This window comes from Streptomyces sp. cmx-18-6, from assembly GCF_046548915.1.
In the GTDB taxonomy this organism is placed as follows: Bacteria; Actinomycetota; Actinomycetes; order Streptomycetales; family Streptomycetaceae; genus Streptomyces.
This window is the reverse complement of sequence record NZ_JAEBEP010000002.1, coordinates 1-18,671: the sequence shown is the minus strand read 5'-3', so window position 1 is coordinate 18,671 and position 18,671 is coordinate 1. Positions and strand designations below refer to the sequence as shown.

The following is an 18,671-nucleotide window of genomic DNA, read 5'->3' as shown; positions in this document are numbered from 1 at the left end:
TCGTGTATAGCAAGGCAGGGCCGGTGATCAGCCGTTATGACACCCCGCCAGTGACGCCCGGTCAGTTCGGGGAGCGCGTGCCCCGGGCAGGGCTCTTCCCGCGCCCCGCCCTGCCCTGGACACGCCCTGCCCGGGACACGCACCGCCCGGGACACGCCCTGCCGGGACACACACGCCCGGGGCACGTACCGCCCGGGACACGCACCGCCCGGCGCACGCACCGCTCGGGCCGCACCTGCCGGGGCGCTCCCGTCACCCGTTCTCCCGTGCCGGGGTGCCGGGCGGCGGGGGTGGCCGTTGAATGCGAAGTCCCGGACGCCCCGGCCGGAGGCGGATTCCCGGAGCCGGGGCGGCCCCTGACAGCGGGAGGCGCGCCCCGACAGCCGAGGCGCCTCCCGAGAAGCGGGGCAGGACAGGACAGGAAGCCGTATGCCGTCGTCACAGGCCCGCACGGACCGGGAGGCCGCCCCGCGCCACCGGGGGGCGCTGCGCCGCACGGGCGAGTGGTGCGCCCGGCACTTCGTGACCGTCCTCGTGCTGTGGGTGGCCGCGCTGGCCGGGCTCCAGCTCCTCCAGCACGCCTACGGCGGCGACTACTCCGACGACTTCTCGCTCCCCGGCGCCCAGTCGCAGGAGGGCCTGGCCGTCCTGAAGGCGCACGCCCCGTCGGCGGGCGGCTACAGCGCCCAAGTGGTGCTGCACGACGCCGACAAGCCGCTCACCTCGGTCTCCGACCAGATCGCCACCGCCGTCGCCGACCTCCAGAAACTGCCCGACGTGCTCTCCGCGCAGAACCCGCTGCCGTCCTCCGGCTCCACCCCGCCCCCGCCGCCCGACCCGAACACCGGGCCGCTCTCCACGGACCAGAAGACCGCCTACATCACCGTCCGCTTCAGCGTGCAGCCCTCCACCCTGGACCCCTCCTACCTCGACGGGGTCGACCAGGCCGTGCAGCCGCTGCGCTCGGCCGGGGTGGCGGTGGAGTACGGCGGGCCGCTCGGCGAACTGGCCAGGCCCGAGCCCGACGACCGCACCAGCGAGGCCATCGGTTTCGGGGTGGCCATCGTCGTCCTGCTGATCGGCTTCGGCAGCCTGCTCGCCGCCGTGCTGCCGCTGGTCACCGCCTTGGTCTGCGCCGTGTGCGGGCTCGCGCTGCTGGGGCTGCTGGCTGCCGCCGCGACCTTCGCGACCGTCTCCCCGACCCTCGCCACGATGATCGGCATCGGCGTCGGCATCGACTACGCCCTCTTCCTGGTCACCCGGCACCGGCAGAACCTGATCGACGGCCAGGACCCGGTGACCGCCGCCGGGAACGCCGCCGCCACCAGCGGGCGGGCGGTGCTGCTCTCCGGCTGCACGGTGGTCATCGCGCTGTCGGGGCTGTGGGTCTCCGGGATCGGGTTCATCGGCAAGCTCGGCCTGGCCGCGGCGGTCACCGTGGTCACGGCGGTGCTCGGCGCGCTCACCCTCGTACCGGCGGTCCTCGGCCTCATCGGCCGCCGCATCGACCGGGTGCGCGTACGGCGACCGGTGGCCGAGACCGTACCGGCGCAGAACGGCACGGCGGCGGCCGGGAAGAAGGCGGGCGGAAAGGAGGCGGCCGGGAAGAAGGCGTCCAAAACGGAGGCGGCCGGAAAGGAGGCGGCCGGAATGGGGACGAGCGGGAAGGGGCCCGGCGGCTGGCACCGGTACGCGCGGCGGGTGGAGCGGCGGCCGTGGTGGTTCCTGGCCGGCGGGGTGGTGCTGCTGGCCGTCCTGTCCTTCCCCGTCTTCTTCATCCAGCTCGGCCACATCGGCGACGGCGCCGATCCGAAGTCCTTCACCGACCGGCGCGCCTTCGACCTGATGTCCAGCGCCTTCGGTCCCGGCTCCAACGGCCCGCTGACCCTGGTCATCGACCAGAGCAAGGTGCCGTCCTCCGACCGCTCCGCCCTCGCGGACCAGGCCCAGAAGGCGCTGGCGAACGTCCCGGACGCGGCCGTGATCACCCCGCTCACCGCCACATCGGACGGCGACGTGCTGACCGGCACGGCGTACTCGGTGGCCGCCCCGCAGGACGAGCGGACCACCTCCCTGGTGAACCGGCTCACCGACGACGTCCTGCCGCAGGCCGTATCCGGCACCGACGCGAGCACGTACGTCACCGGCACGACCGCCGCCCAGGTCGACTTCCTGGACATCGTCTCCAGCCGGCTGCCGCTGATCATCGCGGTCGTCGTGGCCCTGGCCTTCCTGGTGATCCTGGCCGTCTTCCGGGGCCTGCTCGTCGCGGTGAAGGCCGCCGTGCTCAACGTCCTGTCGATCGCCGCCTCGTACGGGGTCGTGGTGGCCGTCTTCCAGTGGGGCTGGGGCGGCCCGGCGCTGGGCGTGGCGGGGAAGGTCCCGATCGAGAGCTATGTGCCGATGATGATGTTCGCCATCGTCTTCGGGCTGAGCATGGACTACGAGATCTTCCTGCTCTCCCGCATCCACGAAGCCTGGCTGCGCACCGGCGACGCGCGGGCGAGCGTGGCGCACGCGCTGGAGATCACCGCCCGGGTCATCACCTGCGCCGCGCTGATCATGGTGAGCGTCTTCGCCGCGTTCGTGATCAGCGACAACATCGTGGTGAAGATGCTGGGCCTGGGGCTGGCCGCGAGTGTGCTGATCGACGCCACCGTCGTACGGCTGTTGCTCGTCCCGGCGGTGATGACCCTGCTGGGCCGGGCCGCCTGGTGGGTCCCGGGCCCGCTGGACCGGATCCTGCCGCACCTGGACGCGGAGGGAAGCGCGCAGCCCGCCGGGCGGCCCCCGGCGGGAGCGGCGGAGGGCACGACGGGCGGAAGAACCCCTTCCGCCCTCTGAGGAGCCCCTTTCGCCCTCCAGGGACGCGCGCACGTCACAGGCCCCCCGCCCGGACGCCCACCGCGAGGTGGCCGTCCGCCCGGAGGGCCTGTGACGTGCGGGTCGCTCAGACGGCGCCGAGCCCCTGCGCGGGACCGGGTCCCGGGGCGGGGGCCGGAGCCGGGGCCGCCGGGGTGCCCAGCAGCGCGGACGCCGTCTCCAGCGGAGTGCGGGCGGCAGCGGCGGCCGGGGCGACGGCGGTCTCGGCGGTACGGCAGGTGAAGCCGAGCTTGGAGAGCGCCCGGACGACCTCGGCGGAGCTGAAGTCACGCCGGTCCTGCCGGGTGATGACCTCGCCGACCTGCTTGACCGGGTAGACACGGCGGCTGATGACCACCGCGTCGCCGGTGACGGGCTCGGGCTTGATGCCCTTCATCGAGTCCTCCACCTCGTTCTTGAACAGATCGAAGGGGAAGCGGGCGATGACACAGCGCATGGGTCCTCAACAGGGGTCGAGTGGCTCAGGGGCCGCACGGGGGGGAACCGTACGGGGGACGGCGACGGAGCCGTGGGCGGAGGGGTGCGGCGCGGGCGGGGAAGCCCTGCGGGCGGGGCGGGGGCGGCGGCGCACCGCCGCCCCGTGCGCGTTACGCGGCGCGGTTGGACCGGCGCATCGCGGCGGCCGCGCGCGCCTCCGGCGTCGGCACACCCGGGCGGCGGCCACGGGCCGGGGCCCCGCCGCCGCGCTTGGTGCCGCGTCCCATGAACGCGCCGCCACGGCTGGAGCGCTCCTTGGCCGGGGCGGTGATGACCACCGGGACGCCCGAGGGCGCCTGCGCACCGGTGATCCGGCTCAGCTCGGCCTCACCGGAGCGGACCTGGGCGATCTGCGGGGTGATCCCGGCGTCCGCCATCAGCCGGGTCATCTCGCGGCGCTGGCCCGGCAGCACCAGCGTGACGACGCTGCCGGACTCCCCGGCCCGGGCGGTGCGGCCGCCGCGGTGCAGGTAGTCCTTGTGGTCGCTCGGCGGGTCGACGTTGACGACCAGGTCCAGGTTGTCGACGTGGATGCCGCGGGCCGCGACGTTCGTGGCGACGAGGACCGTGACGTGCCCGGTCTTGAACCGCTCCAGGGTGCGGGTGCGCTGCGGCTGGGACTTGCCGCCGTGCAGCGCCGCCGCCCGGACCCCGCTGTGCAGCAGGTGGTCGGTGAGCTTGTCCACGGCGTGCTTGGTGTCCAGGAACATGATCACGCGCCCGTCGCGGGCGGCGATCTCCGTGGTGGTGGCGTACTTGTCGGCGCCCTGGACGTAGAGCACGTGGTGCTCCATCGTCGTGACCGCGCCGGCGGCCGGGTCGACGGAGTGGACGACCGGGTCGTTCAGGTAGCGCTTGACGAGCAGGTCGACGTTGCGGTCGAGCGTCGCCGAGAAGAGCATCCGCTGCCCGTCCGGGTTCACCTGGTCGAGCAGCTCGGTGACCTGCGGCATGAAGCCCATGTCGGCCATCTGGTCGGCCTCGTCGAGGACGGTGATGGTGACCCGGTCCAGCTTGCAGTCGCCGCGCTCGATGAGGTCCTTGAGCCGGCCCGGGGTGGCGACGACGACTTCGGCGCCGCCGCGCAGCGCACTGGCCTGCCGGCCGATGGACATGCCGCCCACGACGGTGGCGATGCGCAGCTTCAGCGAGCGGGCGTACGGGGTGAGCGCGTCGGTGACCTGCTGGGCCAGCTCCCGGGTGGGGACGAGGACCAGGGCCAGCGGACGCTTGGCGTCGGCGCGGCGGCCCTCGGTGCGGGCCAGCAGCGCCAGGCCGAAGGCGAGGGTCTTGCCCGAGCCGGTGCGGCCCCGGCCCAGCACGTCACGGCCGGCCAGCGAGTTCGGCAGGGTGGCCGCCTGGATCGGGAACGGGACGGTCATGCCCTCGGCGACGAGCGCCGCCTTGAGCGTGGCGGGCATCTCCAGCTCGCCGAAGGTCTCGGCGGCGGGCAGCGCCGGGGTGATGGTCACCGGCAGGGCGAACTCACCCTTCAGTGCCGAGCCGCGACGGCTGGAGCCGCCGGAGCGCTTGGGTCCGCCGCCGAACCCGGCCGCGCGGCGTTCGCCGCCGCCGGAGTACCTCGGCGCGCCGCCGCTGCGGCCGCCGGAGGAGGGGCCGCCCGAGCGGGTGCGGGCGAATCGGTCGTTGGAGCGGGGGGTGCGTTCGCGATTCATGCAGAACCTTTCCTCGATGGGGCACGTATCGAGGGATTCTTTTTCGGGAAGCGGCCGTGAACGGCACCCAGAATCGCAAGAACGAGCCGATGAAATGACAAAGGGGAGTTGCAGCGGGAGCGAAGCCCGGCCGCCGGGAATGAGTGCACCGGACGCGGCTTCGGCAGGGGGCGCGCTCAGCGGGCCCCGGAAACGACAACGAGCTGGGGCCCGCACCCCAAGGTGCGGGCCCCAGCTGCGCAGTACGACCTGAGTGATCAGGCGGGGGTGATGTTCTCGGCCTGCGGGCCCTTCTGGCCCTGCGTGACGTCGAAGTTCACCTTCTGGCCCTCCTGCAGCTCACGGAAGCCGCTGGCGGCGATGTTGGAGTAGTGGGCGAAGACGTCGGCGCCGCCGCCGTCCTGCTCGATGAAGCCGAAGCCCTTTTCCGCGTTGAACCACTTCACGGTGCCAGTAGCCATGTCATATCTCCTTAGGGGAGGGGCAGTGCCCGCGGGCCCACACTGTGCGGACCCCACGTCGCCGCGATGATTACCCCGTCCGGAATAACACCGGAAATACAGAAGCGCGCCTGCCGACATACAACCGGCTGGAGCACTTGTAAGTTTTTGGGAACCACAACTGCAACTGAGATCAACAGTAGCACGGCAGCACCGGGAGAGACTGAACGCAATATCACTCGGCATGTCGGAACAAAACCGCGGAAGAAAAAGCCTCATCGCGGATTGCGCGAAATTCTGTGCTGGCGAATGCAGATAAGTTCGACGGCGTGCCCGAGCCGGCGCTCGACGCCCGTCAGCGCGCCCGCGCCCGACGCCGCCCGCGTCCTGCGGGGCCTCGGACCGGCGGGACCCTCAGTGCTCCGCGTCGCCGCGCAGCTCCTCGTTGAGCCGCAGCGCCTCTTCGAGCTGGTCCTCCAGGATGACGATGCGGCAGGCGGCCTCGATGGGCGTACCGGCGTCGACCAGCTCACGGGCGCGGGCGGCGATGCGCAGCTGGTAGCGGGAGTACCGGCGGTGGCCGCCCTCGGACCGCAGCGGCGTGATCAGCCGGGCCTCACCGATCGCCCGCAGGAAGCCCGGCGTCGCACCGATCATCTCGGCGGCCCGCCCCATCGTGTAGGCGGGGTAATCGTCGTCGTCGAGCCGATCGACCGCGTGCGAGGGGGTCTCCGGGGGCATCTGCACCTCTTCATGTCACGCATGACCGGAGGGCCCGGGCGCTGTACGCCTGCGGGGTGCCCCTCTGCTGCGTACCGCTGTTTCACCTGGCTGCACTGACTGCACAAGAAACCCTAATCGCCCGGGAAGGTCATGTCTATCGCGGCCGGAACAGGTTTGAGGCATCGGCGGCGGGGCGGCCCGCACGGCTCCGGGGACGGCTGACCGACCGGTCAGTTGTCGTCCGGCGGACCGCGGGGCCATAATGCACGCGTAGCCCTTCACGCATCCCCCGTCGTGAAGGGCTACACCCCTGTCCGGAACCGGCTCCGGACGGACTCGGCACATCGGCCGCCACGGGCAGGGGGCTCCCCGCGCGGCCCCCTGCCCGCGTTTTTTCGAGTTAACAGTTACGTAGAGTGCTTGCGCAAGCTCAATTCCGGCGAGCGAGGACCCCCGGCCGGGGCTCCGGCAACGGAGAAGACGGCATGACCGGCACCACCGACAACACCAGCACCGACAGCACCGACAGCACCACCGAGAACATCGCGCGCGCCGTCACCGACGTGCTCCAGCCCCGCAACGCCCTGCTGGCCGGGATGCTCGGCATCGGGCTCGCCGCGGCCGGCGACTGGACGGGACTGCTCTGGGGGTTCCTCGGGGCGCTCTGCGCCGGGCTGATCCCGGCGGGGTACATCGAGTGGGAGCGCGGACGCGGCGCCTGGGGCGACCGCCATGTCGTGGACCGTACGAAACGGGCCCCGATCTTCTTCGTCATCCTCGGCTCGATCGGGGCGGGGTCGGTGGTGATGGTCCTCGGGAACGCGCCGGGCGGCATCCTCGTCGCGATGCTCGCGCTGTGGGTGATGACGATCGGGCTGCTGGCCGTCAACACGGTGTGGAAGATCTCCGTCGACGCGGCGGTGGCCTCGGCGGTCGTGGCCCTGCTCGCCGCCGTGCACTCCCCCTGGTGGCTCGCCGCGTCCGCGCTGACGGCGGCCGTCTGCTGGTCGCGGGTGGCCCTCGGCTATCACACCGCCGCCCAGACCGCGGCGGGTGCGGCGCTCGGGGCGGCGACGACAGCGGCGTACGCCTTCGGCTGAGCGCCTCCCTCCCGTACGCCCGGTCGTGCGCACCGTCCTCACGGTCCCGTGACACGGGTGCGCGGCGCACCGTCCGGCGGCCGCCCCGCCCCTACCGTGGCCGCCATGCGCGTACTGGTCACCGGCGGAGCCGGGTTCATCGGGTCACATGTCGTCGCCGCGCTCACCGCGGCCGGGCACGAGAGCGTGGTGCTCGACGCCCTGCTCCCCTCGGCCCACCCCGGGGCGGCGGTCCCGGAGGTCCCGGGGGCCCGGCTGGTCGTCGGGGACGTCCGGGACCCGGAGGCGGTGGCGGAGGCCCTCGCCGGGGTCGACGCGGTGTGTCACCAGGCGGCGATGGTGGGCCTCGGGAAGGACTTCGCGGACGCGCCGCTGTACGTGGGGTGCAACGACCTCGGTACGGCGGTGCTGCTGGCGGGGATGGCCGACGCGGGGGTGCGGAACCTGGTGCTGGCCGGGTCGATGGTGGTCTACGGCGAGGGGCGCTACGACTGCCCGCGCCACGGTGCGGTCCGCCCCGGCCCGCGCCCGGAGGCCGCGCTGCGGGCGGGGAGCTTCGAGCCCCACTGCCCCGACTGCGGCACGGAGTTGGAGCCGGGCCTGGTCTCCGAGGACGCGCCCGCCGACCCGCGCAACGTGTACGCGGCCACCAAACTCGCCCAGGAGCACCTGGCCGCCGCGTGGGCGCGGGCCACGGGAGGCAGGGCGGTGTCCCTGCGCTACCACAACGTGTACGGGCCGGGGATGCCGCGCGACACCCCGTACGCCGGTGTCGCCTCCTTCTTCCGCTCGGCCCTGGCGCGCGGCGAGGCCCCCCGGGTCTACGAGGACGGCCGCCAGCGCCGCGACTTCGTCCACGTCCACGATGTCGCGGCGGCCAACGCCGTGGCCCTGGAGGCGGTACGGGAGCGCCGGCCCGCCTCCTTCTCCGCGTACAACACGGGCAGCGGCGAGCCGCACACCATCGGCCAGATGGCCGCCGCGCTGGCCGCCGCGCACGGCGGGCCGGAGCCGGTGGTGACCGGGGAGTACCGCCTCGGCGACGTACGCCATGTCACGGCGGACTCGCGGCGGTTGCGCGAGGAGCTGGGCTGGCGGCCCCGGGTCGCCTTCGCGGAGGGGATGAGGGAGTTCGCCGGGGCCGAGCTGCGGGGAGCGGGGGCGGGTGCGGGAGCGGGAGCGAGTGTGGGCGCTGGGGCTGGTGTGCCCCGGCCTGTGGGGGCTGTCGAAGCGCCGTGAGGCGTCGTACGCCCCGGCTCACACTCCGGCGCACTGGCCCGTGCGGGGCCCCCGGACCTCGTTGGGCCTGCCCGTGTCGTCCGGGGCCGGCAGGTTGCCGGAGCACACGAGCGGGCCGGTGATCGTGTTGGCGGCGAGCAGGACGCCCCCGGTGTTGCCGGTGAGGACGACGGACCCGGTCAGCGTGTTGGCGGTGCAGCCCGGGCCGCCCACCCGGACGGGTCCGGCCGTACGGCTGAGGGCCACCGGGCCCGTGACGCCCGAGCCGCATACGTGGACCGCCGCCGCGCGGTCCGCCTGGAGCGGGCCCTCCAGCGTGGAGCCGGTGACCACGAGGGACGCACCGGCGCGGACGGTGACCGGGCCGCGCAGGGCGGCGCGGTCGACGCAGGTGACGCCGCCCGCGACGGTCAGCGGGCCGTTGCGCACTCCGGAGATCTTCGTGGTGCAGGCGGGGGCGGGCAGGACGCCGGCCTTGTAGCCGAGCGCATCGGCGAGCTTGCCGGGCTTGGGGTCCGTCAGGGGCTTGCTCAGCTTGGCGAACTCGCCGCCGGTCTTCTTCTTGCCGCCGTTCCACTCCGCGATCCGGCCCAACTGCGCGGCCGTCTTCCCGTCGTCGACGACCGCGTCGGCGTCGAGCGCCGCCATGGACTTCGAAGCGCGCTCGACCAGGTCCAGATACGGACCGGGGGAGGTCAGGTCGTACGCGGACGCGTCGTGCTCGCCGCGCAGCCAGGCGCCCCAGGAGAACTCCAGGAACTCCGTCGCCCCGTCCGGGACTTCGTAGCCGATGTCCCGGGTGAAGTAGACCAGGCTGCGGTAGGGGTCGTCGCGGAAGCGGGAGATCCCCAGGCGGTCCGGCAACTGGTCCACGGCGAGCGGCTTGTTGTTCTCGTCGCGCAGCCACACCTTCTTCTCGGCGGTCATCCGCTGCCAGAACGCGGCCGTCGGCAAGGAGCTGAAGTTGTCGGTGACGCGGAGCCGGATCGGCAGCCGGGGCGAGCCGTCCGGGCCCTCCAGGAAGGACGTCAGCGTGTGGTGCCCATCGGTGAGGTACAGCTTTCCGCCCGGACCGACCACGGCCGTCTTCATCGGGGCGAGCGACTTCGGGGTCTCCCGGCCGATCGGCACGGTGCACGAGAAGCTCGCCGGGTCGTCCAGCCGGGCCCCCGGGCCCACCGAGGTCGCCTCGCCCTGGCCGTTGGTCTCGCACCAGTCGTCGAAGCGCTTGTTGAAGCCGCCCGCCGCCTCGTCCCGGTCGCTGCCGTAGCGGCCCTGCTTGTAGAAGACCTGGTCGAAGCCCAGAACGGCCTGGGTGGGGTGGAGTTCGCCCAGGGTGACGTCGATCAGATCGCCCGGCCGGGCGCAGGTGTACGGAAGCGGACCGCTCCCGGCGCACGCCCGCGCCACCGTGCCCGTGTCCGCGCCGCCCGGACCCGAGGCGGCCGCCGTTCCCGTGCCCGCCGCACCGGAGAGGACGGCGCCCGCGGCCACCACCCCGGCCAGCAGCCGGGCCCCGCGCCGGGGCAGGCCGGTACTCGATCTGTTCATGGACGTCCTCTCCGTACACGTGTCAGTTCCGCGCGTCCGTGCACGCGTTCCTCCGCGGTGACGATCGCAAGGCGCGGCGACGCCCGTACGGACGTGGCGTGAACGAGCGATGACGTCGGCATGCCGCACGGGGACCGGCCGCGTGGGGCACGGCGCGCGGGCCCACCCCGCCGCCATCCGGCCGACGCTGATGGTTCGGAAGAACCTATAGACCGAAATGCCGGAGATGTCTCCGTAGGGTGAGGCGGGTGACCGACTTCTCTGCCGCCCGCCCCGAAGCCACCGCCACCGCTGCCGCCGCCCTTCCCGATGCCGTGGCTGCCGCCCTCCCGGAACCGGACGGCGCCGCTGCCGCCCTCCCGGGTGCGGCCGTCTTGTCCGCCGCGTCCCGGAGAGCCGTCCCGAAGGCCGATATCGTCCTGCCCTGCCTGGACGAGGCGGCCGCACTGCCCTGGGTGCTCGACCGCGTTCCCTCAGGCTGGCGGGCGATCGTCGTCGACAACGGGTCGAGCGACGGTTCGGCCGAGCTCGCCCGCTCCCTCGGCGCGCACGTCGTCACGGAGGAGCGGCGCGGGTTCGGCGCGGCCTGCCATGCCGGACTGCTCGCCGCCGAGGCCGAGTTCGTCTGCTTCTGCGACTGCGACGGCTCGCTCGACCCCGCGTTGCTGGCCGGGTTCGTCCGGCGGATCGCGGACGGTGAGTGCGATCTGCTGCTCGGCCGCCGCCGCCCCGAGGGCCGGGGCGCGTGGCCGCCGCACGCGCGCGCCGGCAACCTCGCGCTGGCCCGGATGCTCCGCCGCCGCACCGGCGTGCGCCTGCACGACCTCGGCCCGCTGCGGGCGGCCCGCCGCAGCGACCTGCTGGCCCTGGACCTCACCGACCGGCGCAGCGGCTACCCGCTCCAGATGGTGGTCCGGGCCTCGGACGCCGGACTGCGGGTGGCCGAGAGCGATGTCCCGTACCGGCCGCGTACGGGGAAGTCGAAGGTGACCGGCACCTGGCGCGGCACCTGGCACGCGGTGCGCGACATGCGGGGCGTCCTGCGGGAGCCACCGGCGGACCTCTCGCTGTCGTCGGCCGTGCCGACCGGGGCGGGGGCCGCCCGATGAGCGCGTACGGACCTGCCGGCCCCACCGAGTTGCTGGTCATCGCGAAGGAGCCGCTGCCCGGCCGGGTCAAGACGCGGCTCTGCCCGCCCTTCTCCCCCGCCGAGGCCGCCGAACTCGCCGCCGCCGCCCTCGCGGACACCCTGGAGACCGTGCTCGCCCTCCCCGCCCGGCGGCGCGTCCTCGTCCTCGACGGGCGGCCGGGCCCCTGGGTCCCGCCGGGCGTCGAGGTGGTGGCGCAGAGCGCGGGCGGGCTGGACGAGCGGCTCGCGGCGGCCTTCGGGAGGTGTACCGGGCCGGCCCTCCTGGTCGGCATGGACACCCCGCAGATCACCGCCGCCCTCCTCGCCCCCGCGCTCGCCCCGGACGCCTGGGACGGCTGCGACGCCTGGTTCGGCCCGGCCGAGGACGGCGGCTTCTGGGCCCTGGGCCTGGCACAACCCGATCCCGCCCTGCTGCGCGGGGTGCCCATGTCCGTCCCGGAGACCGGTGCGGTGCAGCGGCGCAGGCTGGTGGAGGCGGGCCTCGCGGTACGGGACCTGCCGGTCCTGCTCGACGTGGACACGGCGGCCGACGCCCACCGCGTCGCCTCCGCCGCGCCGGGCGGGCGGTTCGCCGCGACGCTGGGGCGGCTGACGGGGGTTGGGGCCGGTGCCGGTGCGGGGGCTGAGGCCGGTGCCGGGATCGAGGCCGGGGCTGAGGCCGGGGCCGGGGCGGGGGTGCGATGAGCACGATGCTGCCGCCGTCGTCGTCCGCGTCCGTGTCCGCGTCGTCATCCGCGTCCGCGTCCGTGTCCGCGTCCGTGTCGGCGTCCGGAACCACCGACGCCACCGACTCCCGCCACACCTCCACCCCCCGTACCGCCGCCCCACCCTCCCCCGCCCCCTGGGGCACCGACCCGTACGCCAACGCCCTCCGCAACGGACGCGGCCCCCTCTTCCTGCGCCGCAGCGACGGCTGGCTGCTGCCCCTGGAGGTCGAGCGGTGGTGCTCCGAGGCGGGCGCGGCCGATCTGTCGGCCCTGCACCGGTGCGAGGGCCCGGTGCTGGACATCGGCTGCGGGCCGGGGCGGCTGGTCGCGGAGCTGATCGCGCTCGGCCACCGGGCGCTCGGCATCGACGTCAGCGAGGCGGCGGTGGCCCGCACCCGGCGGATCGGCGGCTCCGCCCTGCTCCGCAGCGTCTTCGATCCGCTGCCGGGGGAGGGGCGTTGGGGCACCCTGCTGCTCGTCGACGGCAACATCGGCATCGGCGGCGACCCGGCCGCCCTGCTGGACCGGGCGGCCGATCTGCTCGGCACCGGCGGGCTGCTGATCGCGGAGACCTCGCCGCTGGACATCGACGAACGCGTCCAGGTCCGCCTGGACGACGGCCGCGACGCACCGGCGGACGAGGCCGGGCCCGATCCGGCGGACCGGCCGTTCCCCTGGGCGCGGATCGGCACCCCGGCGCTGCTGCGGTACGCCCGCTCCTGCGACTGGCGTCCGGCCGATCAGTGGAGCGCGGAGGGCCGGGCCTTCGTCTCCCTGCGCCGCCCCCACCCCCGGCCCCGTCCCCCGGTACGGGAACGGAGCGCGCGGACCAGCAGCCACAGCGCGGAGAGCGCGAACAACGCGCCGGTGATCAGCAGCCAGTTGGAGAGGTAGACGTCCGGGGTGGCGCCCGAGGCGGCCTCGTACCGCCGGGCGGTCCGCCGGGTGATCAGCGGGAACCAGACGAGCAGGAGCAGCCCGGAGAGGAACACCGGTACGCGGACGAAGTTGACCAGGGCTCGCCGGGGCCCGAGCGCCGCGCGCAGAGCCCGGTCGGCCCCCGCGTACACCGGGAGCAGCACCAGGTCGTGCAGCAGCGCCGACCCGGCGAACCAGAGGAGTACGCCGAGGGTGTCGCCGTCCAGGAGGCGTACGCCCGCGTATCCGGCCAGGCAGAAGGTGGCCGCCAGCAGGAGCAGGTGCAACGGCCCCGCGCCGTAGCGCCGGCGCATCCGCCCGGCGAGCCGCCGCACCCCGCCGCCGTGCGCCATCACAGCTCCCCGAAGGTCAGCGACCCGACCCACTTGGTGTTCAGCACCCCGGGCGCGGCCGGGACGATGATCCGGGCCGGGTGGCCGTGGTCGGCCGTCAGGGGCGCGCCGTTGACCTCCAGGGCGAGCAGCGAACGGCCGTCGCGGACCTGGTTGTCGCGCAGGGCGGCCTTGCGGAACGGCCCGCTGCGCTGGATCGACTCCACGAACACGCCCGGTGGCCGGCCCGGATATCCGGCGATCGCCGCCAGGTCCCGCAGCCGCACCCCGCGCCAGAGCTGGTCGGAGGTGGACCAGCCCTCCACGCAGGCGATCGGGAGCGCGGCGCTGTGCAGCTCCATCGCCAGCAACTGCTGCCGGGAGAACCGGAATTCACCGGCCGGGCCGCGCACCGTCAGCCGCCATGCCTCGCCCCGGTCGGCGGCGGTGATCCGGACGGCGGCGGCCGTCTTGTTGATCTGGAAGCCGCCGGGGCCCGCCGCCGGTTCCGTGCCGCCGCGCGGGGCGAGCAGCGCGGTGCGGCGCAACGCCCCGTCGAAGCTCCGGCCGGCCGAGGTGAGCAGCAGGAGCAGCGACCCCGCCCCGACCAGGGCGAGGGCCCCGCGCCGGGACACGGTCGGCGGCAGCGGGTCGGGGGACGCGAGCTCGTCACCGGCCTGCCCGGGCGGGACGCCGTGGCGCAACACCCGTACGGCACGCGGGAGTTTGAGGGCGGTGTGCGCGAGGAACCCGGCGAGGAACGCCCACGCCCCGTAGAAGTGCAGGGTGTAGAACGACCCCGGGAACAGGTAGTCCAGCTGGATGTTGAGCAGCCCGGTGATGAACTGGAACAGCGCCCCGCCCGTCAGGAGCAGCAGCGAGACCCGCTCCAGGGCGTGCGCCACGGACCGTACCGGCGGCAGCTTGAACAGTTTCGGGATCACCGACCAGAGCTTCGCCAGCAGCACCGGCACGAGCACGATCCCCACGGTGACGTGCAGCCCCTGCGTCAGCCGGTAGAGCCAGTGCGGCCCGGTCGGCCAGGCGAACAGGTAGAAGCCGAGCCACCCCTTGCCCGGCGTCGAGTCGTTGGCCGGGCTCAGGTCCGGGTTGTAGGCGGCGTACGAGAGCAGCCCGGTGACGGTCACGACGGTGAGCCCGAAGAGCAGGACGAGCCCCAGCACCGCCGTGAACCGCACCCCGCGCACCGGGCTGCGCCAGAAGGCGGGGTCGGCGGGGATGCGGATACGGCGGGCGCGGCGGAGGTCGGGCAGGGGCATGGGCCCGACGCTAGGCTCCGGGGCCCGTACGGGAGCGGTCGCGGCTCCGCCGCCGCCCCCGCACCGCTCGTACGGCCCAGCGGCCGGGCGCGGGCCCTGTCGTACCGCCGGAACGCGGCCGGTCCTGCATAGCGTGCCAGCGTGAAGACCGAGGACACGGAGCACGCCGAAGAGACGGAACGTACGGAGCGCACCGAACGTGCGGAGGCGGCAGGCAGCCGCCCACCACCCGTGCCCCCGCCCCGCGAACGCGCCCGCGCCCGCCGCCACGACCTCACCGCCGCCGCCCTCGCGGTCCTGCTCGTCGCCGCCGCCGTCCTCGTCGGCCGGGCGGTCCAGCGGCGGACCGGCGTCCTCCAGGTCCAGTGGCCGCCCCTCCTGGCCTCCTGGGACCCCCACCTGGGCCCCGGCACACCGGCCGCGCTGACGATGGCCGTCCTGGTCGTCGCGTACGGGCCGCCGCTCGCCGCCCGGCTCCCCTGGCGCGGGCTCCTCGCGGCGGCCTGGGCCGGGTCCACCGCCTGGGTCCTCTCGATGGCGCTGATCGACGGCTGGTACCGGGGCGTCGAGCGGCGGCTCACCACCAAGCACGAGTACCTGCGGGTCATCGACCGCTTCGAGGACATCCCCGCCGCCCTGCGCGGCTTCACGGACCACATCGTGATCGGCGAGCCCGGCAACTGGCCCGCCCATGTGGCCGGGCACCCGCCGGGCGCGACGCTGACCTTCGTCTGGCTGGACCGCGTCGGGCTCGGCGGGGGCGCGTGGGCGGCCCTCTTTTGCGTCGTCGTGGGCAGTTCGGCGGTGCTGGCCGCCCTGATCACCGTGCGGGTCCTGGCCGACGAGCGCCTCGCCCGGCGCGCGGCCCCCTTCCTCGTCCTCACCCCGGCGGCCGTCTGGGCGGGCGTCTCCGCGGACGGGTACTTCGCCGCCGTCGCCGCCTGGTCGGTGGCGCTCCTCGCGCTGGCCGCGACGCGCCGGGTGCGCTTCCCGGGCGTCGCGGCGGTGGGCGGGGGCCTGCTGTTCGGGTGGACCTGCTACCTGAGTTACGGGCTGGGGCTGATGGCGGCCGTCCTGCTCGCGGTGCTGGTGCTCGCCCGGACGGCCCGCCCGGTGGTGCCGTTCCTGCTGGGCGCGCTGGTGGTCCCGGCGGCCTTCACCCTCTTCGGCTTCCACTGGTGGACCGCGTACCACCTGCTCGTCGAGCGCTACTACCAGGGCGCGGGGGGCGTACGCCCGTACGCGTACTGGGTCTGGGCCAACCTCGCCTGCGCCGTCCTCGCGGCGGGCCTCGCGGCCGTCGTCGGCGTGCGCCGGAGCGCGGCGTACGCCCCCGGGGCCGTACGGGCGCTCCGTAGCGGAACCGCGGGGCCCGCGCAGCGGCTGGCGCTGCTCGTCCTGGCGGCGCTGGCGGCCCTGCTCGCCGCCGACCTCTCGGGGATGAGCAAGGCGGAGACCGAGCGGATCTGGCAGCCGTTCCTGCTGTGGCTGCTGCCGGCGGCGGCGCTGCTGCCCGCCCGGGCGGCCCGGTACTGGCTGGTCGCTTCGGTGGTCCCGGCGCTGCTGATCAATCACCTGCTCTGGACGGGCTGGTGAACCGGCGGCCCCGCCCGGTCCGTTTGCGGGGGCGGGGAGGACCCGGTTACGTGGAATGGGCGAGTCCACAACCCACCGCACCCGCACCACCTGGAGGTGCCTCCGATGGCGAAGAAGAACCGGTCCGCGCCCGCCAAGGGCCTGCGCGGCAGCAAGGCAGGGCTCGCGCTGAGCCTGGGAAGCAGCGTGCTCGCCGTCGTCAGGGCGTCCAAGCAGGTGCGCCGGGCCAAGGGCACGCACGACAAGCTGAACACCGCCGACGCGGTGGCGGGGATGCTGCCGCTGGTGACCTCGGCCGCGCTCGTCCTGCGGCAGCTGCGCGGAAGGCGACGGGACGACGCGGAAACGGCGTGAGCGCCGAGCGCCGGTCACCCGCGTCCGCGCCCGGCCCCTGGTGCGGCCTCCCCTTCACCAGCCTGCCCCTTCACCGGGGCCCGGCCCCTCAGCCCGCCCCTCACCCGCTGCCCCTCACCCGGCTCCGGCCGAGTCACCCGGCCCAGGCCCAGCCCGCCCCTCACCCGGCTCCGGCCCAGGCCGCCCCTCACCCGGCCCAGGCCCAGGCCGCCCCTCACCCGGTCTCGGCCCAGGCCCCGCCCGCCGGCCCCCGCAGCACCGGCGGGCCCTCCTTGATCCGGGAGGCCAGCACCGCGATGTCGTCCTCCGCGTCCCCGCCGAACCGGTCCAGCACCTGGTCGAGCAGGTCCTCCAGCCGCCCGCTGCGCGGGAGGGTCAGCGAGGTCAGCCGCCGCACGGACACGTCGATGTCCTCGCCCCGGCGCTCGACCAGGCCGTCGGTGTACATGAACAGCACCGTCCCCGGCCCGCACGGGACGGCCGTGGTCCGGTAGCCGCCGAACCCCATGCCCAGCGGCGGGCCGGACTCCACCTGCACGATGCGGGCCCCGCCCTCGCCCGGGTCGATGAACACCGGCGGCAGATGCCCCGCACTGGCCACCTCGCAGACCCCGCCGAACCGGTCCACGACGGCCAGCAGACACGTCGCCGCCCGGTCCAGGCCCGACCGCTCCACCATGGCGTCGAGCTGCTCCAGGATCCGGTGCGGCGGCAGGTCGTCACCCGCCAGCAGCCGCAGCAGTGAGCGGTAGTGGCTCATCGCCACGGCCGCCTCCACCCCGTGGCCCATCACGTCGCCCATCGCCTTGAGGTGGCGGCCGTCCCGGAGCGGTACGACGTCGAACCAGTCGCCGCCCACCAGGACGCCCCGCTCGGCCGGCAGGTACCGGGTGGCGATCTCCACGTGCGGGTGGGGGCCCCGGGGTTCGGAGAGCAGGGAGCCCTGGAGCTCCAGGGCGATGCTGTGCTCGCGGTCGTAGCGGCGGGCGTGGTCGAGGTCGACGGCGGCCCGGCCGGCGAGTTCCCGGGCGACGACCACGTCCTGGTCGGTGAAGGAGGGCGAGCCCTCGGCCCGGACCAGGCTGAGCGTGCCGAGCGGGCGGCCCCGGGCGGTGAGCGGGACGACGAGCGCCTCGCGCAGGCCGAGGGCCTGGGAGGCGGCGATCCGCTCCGAGGTGAAGGCGCTGCGATCGGTGCGGTGCGCGGTCCAGTCGTCGAGGATCGGCTCGTTCTCGGCCAGGCAGCGGGTCACCGCGGAGTCCGCCGCGAAGTCGACGTACTCCTCCGGATGCCCGAACCTCCGCATCTGCTCGTCGAGTGCGCCATCGCCCCGCAGCGCGGCGCGCCGCAGCCGCAGGACACCGGACTCGGCGCGGCGTACGGCGTGGCCCACCTCGGGCGGGAAGACGTCGACGGCCGCCACGTCGGCGAAGGCGGGCACCACGAAGTCGGCGAGCTCCCGGCAGGTGGTGTCCATGTCGAGCGTGGAGCCGATCCGTACGGCGGCCGTGCTCAGCAGGGCCACATGGCTGCGGGCCTGTTCGAGTTCCGCCCGCTGGCGGGTGATGTCGCTGATCTCGACGACGATCGCCATCAGCCCGCACACGGACCCGCCCGTCTCCAGCCGGTGGTAGGTGGCGCGCCAGAACCGCTGGTCCTCGGACCCTGCCGCCCAGGTCTGCCCGCTGATCGTCTGCTCCCGGGGCTCCCCGTCGTGCAGGACGCCGCGCAGGACGGCGGCCTGGCCGCGCAGTTCGGGCAGCACCTCGGAGAAGGTCCGGCCCAGGTGGGACCCGGCGGGCAGGCCGTTGAGCCGCTCCAGCGCCGGGTTGACGTAGGTGTAGCGGAGGTGCGCGTCGAGTACGGCCACTCCGGCGGGGTTGCCGTCGAGCAGGGCCGCCACGGTCGCGGGGTCGAAGGACGACGGCATTCCGTCGCCGCACGCTTCGGCCTGCAAGGGATTCTCCTCCGCCGTCGACGGCCTCCGGATCTCCATCGTGGGCGGCGGCCCCCGGCACCGCATCCGCAGCGCCGCCGGGGGCGTCGTACGACGGGGAGGCCCGGCCGGGCCCCAGGGTGTGCCGGGCGTCGCGGACCCGGCTCTGATCCGCCGGACACGCCCTAGGTGTGTGGTTCGGACAGGTTGGTGACGCGGCTGGCGGGTGGCTGGCCCCCGATTCCGGTGTGGGGTCGGTGGTAGTTGTACCAGTGCAGCCAGTCGGTGAATGCTTCCATCCGGTCCAGG

Annotated in this window: 16 protein-coding genes; 8 read left to right on the top strand and 8 right to left on the bottom strand. The window is 74.4% G+C overall.

Annotated elements, in window-relative coordinates; genetic code table 11:
- Window positions 1–429 precede the first annotated feature (429 nt).
- Entirely contained in the window at window positions 430–2,844 is a 2,415-nt protein-coding gene (locus ACLJPL_RS05140; protein WP_411079484.1) for an MMPL family transporter, read from the top strand.
- 106 nt (window positions 2,845–2,950) lie between these two features.
- Here ACLJPL_RS05140 and ACLJPL_RS05135 read toward each other — a convergent pair whose 3' ends face one another.
- The 4 genes from ACLJPL_RS05135 to ACLJPL_RS05120 all read right to left on the bottom strand — a co-directional run bounded on the left by ACLJPL_RS05135 (window position 2,951) and on the right by ACLJPL_RS05120 (window position 6,217).
- Window positions 2,951–3,319: an SCO5918 family protein gene (locus ACLJPL_RS05135; RefSeq protein ID WP_411079483.1), complete on the bottom strand. Its 369-nt coding sequence runs from the start codon at window positions 3,317–3,319 to the stop codon at window positions 2,951–2,953.
- Between the two features lie 151 nt (window positions 3,320–3,470).
- Window positions 3,471–5,036, bottom strand: coding sequence for a DEAD/DEAH box helicase (locus ACLJPL_RS05130; protein ID WP_411079482.1), 1,566 nt, complete (start codon window positions 5,034–5,036; stop codon window positions 3,471–3,473).
- A gap of 257 nt (window positions 5,037–5,293) precedes the next feature.
- Entirely contained in the window at window positions 5,294–5,497 is a 204-nt protein-coding gene (locus ACLJPL_RS05125; protein ID WP_015609674.1) for a cold-shock protein, read from the bottom strand.
- Window positions 5,498–5,890: 393 nt separating this feature from the next.
- Complete coding sequence (locus ACLJPL_RS05120) at window positions 5,891–6,217, bottom strand: MerR family transcriptional regulator (protein WP_411079481.1); 327 nt, start codon at window positions 6,215–6,217, stop codon at window positions 5,891–5,893.
- A gap of 467 nt (window positions 6,218–6,684) precedes the next feature.
- Between ACLJPL_RS05120 and ACLJPL_RS05115 the strand changes: the two genes are divergently transcribed.
- On the top strand, window positions 6,685–7,299 hold the full coding sequence (locus ACLJPL_RS05115; protein ID WP_411079480.1) for a hypothetical protein: 615 nt from the start codon (window positions 6,685–6,687) through the stop codon (window positions 7,297–7,299).
- Between the two features lie 105 nt (window positions 7,300–7,404).
- Complete coding sequence (locus tag ACLJPL_RS05110) at window positions 7,405–8,538, top strand: NAD-dependent epimerase/dehydratase family protein (protein WP_411079479.1); 1,134 nt, start codon at window positions 7,405–7,407, stop codon at window positions 8,536–8,538.
- 18 nt (window positions 8,539–8,556) lie between these two features.
- Here ACLJPL_RS05110 and ACLJPL_RS05105 read toward each other — a convergent pair whose 3' ends face one another.
- A complete protein-coding gene (locus ACLJPL_RS05105) occupies window positions 8,557–10,089 on the bottom strand; it encodes a ParB/Srx family N-terminal domain-containing protein (RefSeq protein ID WP_411079478.1) in 1,533 nt (510 codons plus the stop codon).
- A 374-nt stretch (window positions 10,090–10,463) separates the two neighbouring features.
- On the opposite strand from ACLJPL_RS05105, the gene ACLJPL_RS05100 reads away from it, so the two are divergent.
- The 3 genes from ACLJPL_RS05100 to ACLJPL_RS05090 are packed head-to-tail and all read left to right on the top strand — an operon-like array spanning window position 10,464 to window position 12,840.
- Window positions 10,464–11,198, top strand: coding sequence for a glycosyltransferase family 2 protein (locus ACLJPL_RS05100; protein WP_411080012.1), 735 nt, complete (start codon window positions 10,464–10,466; stop codon window positions 11,196–11,198).
- Window positions 11,195–11,923 (top strand): DUF2064 domain-containing protein, encoded by a 729-nt coding sequence (locus ACLJPL_RS05095; protein WP_411079477.1) that lies wholly within the window; start codon window positions 11,195–11,197, stop codon window positions 11,921–11,923. Before ACLJPL_RS05100 ends, ACLJPL_RS05095 begins: the two co-directional genes overlap by 4 nt.
- Window positions 11,920–12,840 (top strand): methyltransferase domain-containing protein, encoded by a 921-nt coding sequence (locus tag ACLJPL_RS05090; RefSeq protein ID WP_411079476.1) that lies wholly within the window; start codon window positions 11,920–11,922, stop codon window positions 12,838–12,840. The genes ACLJPL_RS05095 and ACLJPL_RS05090 overlap by 4 nt, the downstream gene beginning before the upstream one ends.
- Window positions 12,841–13,216: 376 nt before the next feature.
- On the opposite strand, the gene ACLJPL_RS05085 is transcribed toward ACLJPL_RS05090, so the two are convergent.
- Window positions 13,217–14,476 carry a molybdopterin-dependent oxidoreductase gene (locus tag ACLJPL_RS05085; RefSeq protein ID WP_411079475.1) on the bottom strand — a complete coding sequence of 420 codons (1,260 nt, stop codon included), beginning with the start codon at window positions 14,474–14,476 and terminating at the stop codon, window positions 13,217–13,219.
- 231 nt (window positions 14,477–14,707) lie between these two features.
- Between ACLJPL_RS05085 and ACLJPL_RS05080 the strand changes: the two genes are divergently transcribed.
- Complete coding sequence (locus tag ACLJPL_RS05080; protein ID WP_411080011.1) at window positions 14,708–16,072, top strand: hypothetical protein; 1,365 nt, start codon at window positions 14,708–14,710, stop codon at window positions 16,070–16,072.
- Window positions 16,073–16,177: 105 nt separating this feature from the next.
- Window positions 16,178–16,426, top strand: a complete 249-nt coding sequence (locus ACLJPL_RS05075) for a hypothetical protein (protein ID WP_411079474.1) — start codon at window positions 16,178–16,180, stop codon at window positions 16,424–16,426.
- Between the two features lie 214 nt (window positions 16,427–16,640).
- Here the strand turns inward: ACLJPL_RS05075 and ACLJPL_RS05070 are convergent, their stop codons facing one another.
- Together ACLJPL_RS05070 and ACLJPL_RS05065 are read right to left on the bottom strand one after the other, a co-directional pair.
- Window positions 16,641–18,422 carry a SpoIIE family protein phosphatase gene (locus ACLJPL_RS05070; RefSeq protein WP_411079473.1) on the bottom strand — a complete coding sequence of 594 codons (1,782 nt, stop codon included), beginning with the start codon at window positions 18,420–18,422 and terminating at the stop codon, window positions 16,641–16,643.
- Window positions 18,423–18,547: 125 nt separating this feature from the next.
- The coding region (locus ACLJPL_RS05065; RefSeq protein WP_411080010.1) for an integrase core domain-containing protein at window positions 18,548–18,671 on the bottom strand (124 nt) is incomplete at its 5' end.

Excerpts from the sequence above, each read along its gene's own strand:
- ACLJPL_RS05140 (WP_411079484.1), top strand. The coding sequence starts at position 430 with ATGCCGTCGTCACAGGCCCGCACGGACCGGGAGGCCGCCCCGCGCCAC.
- ACLJPL_RS05135 (WP_411079483.1), bottom strand. The coding sequence starts at position 3,319 with ATGCGCTGTGTCATCGCCCGCTTCCCCTTCGATCTGTTCAAGAACGAG.
- ACLJPL_RS05130 (WP_411079482.1), bottom strand. The coding sequence starts at position 5,036 with ATGAATCGCGAACGCACCCCCCGCTCCAACGACCGATTCGCCCGCACC.
- ACLJPL_RS05125 (WP_015609674.1), bottom strand. The coding sequence starts at position 5,497 with ATGGCTACTGGCACCGTGAAGTGGTTCAACGCGGAAAAGGGCTTCGGC.
- ACLJPL_RS05120 (WP_411079481.1), bottom strand. The coding sequence starts at position 6,217 with ATGCCCCCGGAGACCCCCTCGCACGCGGTCGATCGGCTCGACGACGAC.
- ACLJPL_RS05115 (WP_411079480.1), top strand. The coding sequence starts at position 6,685 with ATGACCGGCACCACCGACAACACCAGCACCGACAGCACCGACAGCACC.
- ACLJPL_RS05110 (WP_411079479.1), top strand. The coding sequence starts at position 7,405 with ATGCGCGTACTGGTCACCGGCGGAGCCGGGTTCATCGGGTCACATGTC.
- ACLJPL_RS05105 (WP_411079478.1), bottom strand. The coding sequence starts at position 10,089 with ATGAACAGATCGAGTACCGGCCTGCCCCGGCGCGGGGCCCGGCTGCTG.
- ACLJPL_RS05095 (WP_411079477.1), top strand. The coding sequence starts at position 11,195 with ATGAGCGCGTACGGACCTGCCGGCCCCACCGAGTTGCTGGTCATCGCG.
- ACLJPL_RS05090 (WP_411079476.1), top strand. The coding sequence starts at position 11,920 with ATGAGCACGATGCTGCCGCCGTCGTCGTCCGCGTCCGTGTCCGCGTCG.
- ACLJPL_RS05085 (WP_411079475.1), bottom strand. The coding sequence starts at position 14,476 with ATGCCCCTGCCCGACCTCCGCCGCGCCCGCCGTATCCGCATCCCCGCC.
- ACLJPL_RS05075 (WP_411079474.1), top strand. The coding sequence starts at position 16,178 with ATGGCGAAGAAGAACCGGTCCGCGCCCGCCAAGGGCCTGCGCGGCAGC.
- ACLJPL_RS05070 (WP_411079473.1), bottom strand. The coding sequence starts at position 18,422 with ATGGAGATCCGGAGGCCGTCGACGGCGGAGGAGAATCCCTTGCAGGCC.